5 protein-coding genes are annotated in these 4,510 nt (G+C 64.3%); 2 read left to right on the top strand and 3 right to left on the bottom strand.

What is annotated here, in order from left to right; translation table 11 throughout:
* A partial coding sequence (locus tag AC1DUB_RS28085; RefSeq protein ID WP_477732356.1) for a type I secretion C-terminal target domain-containing protein occupies window positions 1–201 on the top strand: 201 nt, incomplete at its 5' end.
* A 105-nt stretch (window positions 202–306) separates the two neighbouring features.
* Here AC1DUB_RS28085 and AC1DUB_RS28090 read toward each other — a convergent pair.
* From AC1DUB_RS28090 to AC1DUB_RS28100, 3 genes are all read right to left on the bottom strand, one after another.
* Window positions 307–1,293 (bottom strand): transglycosylase SLT domain-containing protein, encoded by a 987-nt coding sequence (locus tag AC1DUB_RS28090; RefSeq protein WP_477732357.1) that lies wholly within the window; start codon window positions 1,291–1,293, stop codon window positions 307–309.
* Window positions 1,294–1,373: 80 nt separating this feature from the next.
* Window positions 1,374–3,287, bottom strand: a complete 1,914-nt coding sequence (locus AC1DUB_RS28095) for an EAL domain-containing protein (RefSeq protein ID WP_477732358.1) — start codon at window positions 3,285–3,287, stop codon at window positions 1,374–1,376.
* A 76-nt stretch (window positions 3,288–3,363) separates the two neighbouring features.
* A complete protein-coding gene (locus tag AC1DUB_RS28100) occupies window positions 3,364–4,059 on the bottom strand; it encodes a transglutaminase-like cysteine peptidase (RefSeq protein ID WP_477732359.1) in 696 nt (231 codons plus the stop codon).
* Window positions 4,060–4,198: 139 nt separating this feature from the next.
* Between AC1DUB_RS28100 and AC1DUB_RS28105 the strand changes: the two genes are divergently transcribed.
* Window positions 4,199–4,510: TolC family protein (locus AC1DUB_RS28105; protein ID WP_477732360.1), on the top strand; the 312-nt coding region annotated here is incomplete at its 3' end.

Consider the following 4,510-nt stretch of genomic DNA (forward strand, 5'->3'; position numbering starts at 1 on the left):
GCTTACCTGGACTTTTCTGCCAATGGCAGCGGCCAGACACTGATCTCTGTTCACGCGGCTGGTGCTGGCAGTGCGGTCACGCAGACCATCACCCTGGAAAATGTGCAGTATGCGGCTTTGCAGGCTGCGGCGGGAGGGACATCCGATTCGGCCATCATCACCAAGTTGCTGGCTGACGGCAATTTGAAAACCGACGTCTGATCGTCGGCCGCCCGCTGGCCGGGCTGGTTTTTGCAGGGCAGACCGCGCAAGTGGCCTGTCCTTTTTTTTTATGCGGCGGAGATTTGGCTGACCGGGTTGACCGACTCAGGGGACTTTGGGGCGCAGCCAGGGTGAGGCGTCGGTGATGCTCTCGTCAAAGTCGTGGCTGCTGCGCCCGTACAGGCCCATCACGCGGCGCACATAGGCACGGGTCTCGGGGAAGGGCGGTATGCCCTTGTAGCGGTCCACCCGGCCCTCGCCGGCGTTGTAGGCAGCCAGTGCATAAGCGATGTTGCCGCGGTAGTACGCCAGCAGCCAGCGCAGGTAGGCCATGCCGCCGCGCATGTTCTGCGTGGCGTTGTAGGCGTTGCGCACATTGAAGCGCTCGGCGGTGTCGGGAATCAGTTGCATGAGCCCCATGGCCGCCTTGGGCGACTGCGCGCCGGACTCGAAGTTGGACTCCACGGCGATGACGGAGAGGACCAGCCTGGGGTCGAGCGAATACCACGCACTCAGCGTCGTCGCCAGCGGGATCACCCAGCGCTTGCGGGCCGGCAGGGCCTGCAGAAACTGATCGATGGAGGGCGTGTTGCCGGACGCTAAATCGAGCTGCAGATCCCGGAAAACGCGTGTCGGCGCCTTCTCGGGCAACTGGGCCTGCGTCACGCAGGCGGGCAGTTCGGCTGAACTGAGCTGAACGCTGTCGAGCATCTTGCCTGCCTGCGCATGACCCTGCGAGGCGGCTTGGGAAAACAGGGCGGCAGCGAGCGGCCGGCTCTCGGGGACGCCTTTGCCAAAGGCATAGAGCACGCCCAGGCGATACTGCCCCTCAATGCTGCCTGAGCGGGATGCTTCGCAATAGAGTACGGCGGCGCGCCAGGCGTTGTCATCCGTGTCGACCGCCGACTCCAGCTCGTTGGCCTGCTGCATCAGACGACGCAGCGCGGGCGGTTCGTCCGCCAGCACGGCGGTGGGTGTCTGCAGTGCGCGGAGGTCTTGCGCGTGCACCGGGCCCGCGGGGATGCATGCAGCCCAGACCAGGCCAATGGCCCCAATGAGCCCACGGGGCCATCTGGCAGGCACGGACTTCATGCAGTTCACGGCAATTCCAATCAATGCGGCGTGGCATGAGGAATCGAAATTGGAACCGGCCACGGCCTTCTAACAGTTGGTTACTTTACACCCGGTCCTGTTACGCCGTCAAATCCGAGCGAGGCCAGCAGCGGCAGGTCGCTGTCGGACTCGACGCCGAGCGCTATCACCACGATGCCGAAATTGCGTGCCACGTTGCACAGGCCCTTAAGGAATTCCTGGTTACCCGGGTTGTGGGCGATGTCTCGCACATAGCTGGGGTGGACCTTGATGTAGTCCAGGCCCAGGTCGGCGAGTTTGTCGCCTTCGGCAAAGCGCTGGCCGAAGTATTCGATGCCGACGCGGCAGCCCAGTGGTTTGAGGGTGAGAACCAGGTCGCGGAAGGCATCGAACTGTTTGAAGACACCTTGCTCGGGCACCTCGAACAGCAGCCGCTTGCACATCTCGGGGTGGAATTCCAGCAGCATCCTGAGCTCATAGCGGAAGCTGAAGTCGGCGATGGTTTCGGCCGACAGGTTGACGGCAATGTCGCCGGCCGTGGTGCGCAGGTGGGCTATGGCGAGCCTGACCACCTCGAGGTCTATTGGCGCGCTGAGGTTGAGGTGCGCGGCCATCGGCATGAAGTCGCGGGCGGGCAGCAGTGTGCCGGCGTCGTCGATTTGCAGGCGAATCACGCCTTCCTGGTGGATGGCCGCAAGGTTGCCGCTGCCGACTACGCGGTGGAAGGCGAGCCGCAGTTTGCCGCTGGCGACGGCTTCGGTCAGCAGGCTGCGCCACTGCTCGGCGGGGCGTGCGGCGCGGCCGCTGTCGATATCGCTGGCATGCCAGCTGTTCGGGCCCTGGGCCTCGGCGAGTGCCAGGGCTTCGTCGGCGCGGCTGAGCAGATCGCCGATGGCCTGTCCGCGCTGGTAGGATACGGCCGCCAGGTGAAACAGGTCGGGCATTTCGGCCGCCCAGGTCGGCAGCCAGACCTGGTTCAGGCGCTGGTCCAACTCGTTGGCGGCTTGCACCGGCGAGGTGACGCCCGGACAGGCCAGGGCAAATTCACCGCCTTTCAGACGCCCGGCCTGCTGGCCGAGATGCTCGTGTGCGCTGTCCTTGAGCACGCCGCCGAGCTGCTGGAGCAGCACATCCGCACGCTGGTGGCCGAGCCGGGCGTTCAGCATGTTCAGGTCTTTCACGCGCAGCATGATCAGCACGCCTTCGGCGCCGGAGTCCTCGCCCACCAGCAACTCGCGCAGTTGCGACAGGAAATGCTCGCGCCCGGACAGTCCGGTCAGCGCGTCCAGGTTGACCTTCTGGCGCAGCGCTTCCAGGCGCGCGGCCTCCTCGCTGAAAAGGGCTTTCAGGCGCTCCACCATGCTGTTCATGGCGCGCACCACGCTGCGCAGTTCGGGGGTGCGGGGTTCTGCGATGCGCAGGAAGCGGCGCTCCGCAATGGCCTCAGCCTGGCCCACCACGTCGCCCAGCGGCCGTGTGATGAAGCGTATGGCCAGCGTGCCGGCGATGCCGGTGATCACGCTGCCGAGCACAAACCACAGCAGCAGCTCCAGCGTGCCCTCCCACAGGCTCTTGTACACGTACTGCTCGTGGCTGGCCAAGGTGAGCGTTCCATACTGTTTCCAGCCATCCTGGATCAGGGCCTGGCCGGGTGCCGCGCGGATCGGGATCAGCGCGGCGAACCAGGCCGGTGCGCCTTGCAACTGACCGGTGAAGATGCGCTCCACCAGTGTCTGGCCGGTGGGCGAAACGATGCGAATGAAGCGGTAGTGCCCGGCGTCAAACTGGGTCGCCACCTGCAGCTCGACCGTGACCGGGTCCTTGGGCAGCTGCGACAGCGACAGGGCCAGCGCCGTGGCGTTGTCGATGTTCTTCACCTGCAGCTGCTGCTCCAGGTAGTGGCGCGCAGACAACACACTGACGACCATGCTGCCGCCGAAGGCAATGGTCATGACCACGATGATGGCGATCCAGAGCTGTTTGATAAGGGACATGGTGGTAACTCGCTGAGTAAGGGAATGTATCAGGGCGTGAGTGAGTCAGGACGTGAAGGGATCAGGGTTGAAGGGGTCACGGCGACAGGCCTTCCTGGCGCATGCGGTCAAGCACATCGCGCCAGCGCGACAGGCGTGTCGTGGGGTCGGCCAGGGAGGAGGTGCCCCCTCCCACCCACAAGCCGGCGCTGTTGAAACTGAAGACCGGTGCGAGATCGCTGCGCATCGAGGCGGGGCGCACGCTGCTGATCAGGTTGTCGAGAATCAGGGGTTCATCGGTCGGCTGGGGATAAAACCCCAGCACCATGTGGGCCACAGTCGTGGTCGAGCCGATGCGGGCGCGGACGTAAATCAGGCGCAAGCGGTCGTTGCCGATGCCAAGCATCAGCAGCGTGACGTACTTGGCTATCGAGAAGTCTTCGCAATCACCGGCGCCGCGGCCGATGAACTCGAGCGGTGTGGCCCAGTAATCTTCCTGCTGCCAGATGACGGCATCGCTTTCAAACAGGATGCGCCGGTTGAAGAAAGTGTTGACTTTGTCGAGCTTGTCCGCATCGGGCAGCGCGCGCGACTCTTCAATCAGCCGGCGCCAAGCCACCACCGTCTCGGCAGCCCGCGAGCCATAGCGCTGCAGGGCCAGGGCCTGGGTCTTGTCGAGATCGGGCGCCGCGACCGACGCGCCCAGCGCCACCAGCAGGGCGAGCAAGCACCCCCTGCCCCAAGGCACGAGACAGGCGCGAAGGCCTTGACGTGTCTTGGCGGCGTTCCACATGGCGGCAAGCCTAACCGAAAGCCGGCGGGGCAGCAAACCTGGTGCGGATGTGATTGGCATCCCTTGAATAGGGGATATTCAAGGCAACATTTTGAAGCTATAAACGCTAACTCGAAACACTAATTAACAAGGTGGTTGCATGAAAGCGAACTTTTCAATAATCGCTGCGGCCGTGTTGACCGGCATGGCAGCACAGGCGCAAACATTGCCTGAGCCCATGGTGGACGCAGCACGCAAGGCGGTGGTCAGCAACCCCGAGGTGCAGGCCCGCTGGCACGGCTTCCAGGCCGCCGGCAACGAGCGAGACGTGGCCCGCGGCGGCTATTTCCCCCAGATCGATCTGCGCGCCGGCACCGGCCGCGAGAGCCGCGAGACGCCATTGACCGACTTTGGCCGTTACAACTTCCGTGGCACGACGCTCACGCTCAACCAGATGCTGTTTGACGGGCTG

This window comes from Polaromonas sp. P4_F9, assembly GCF_056401235.1.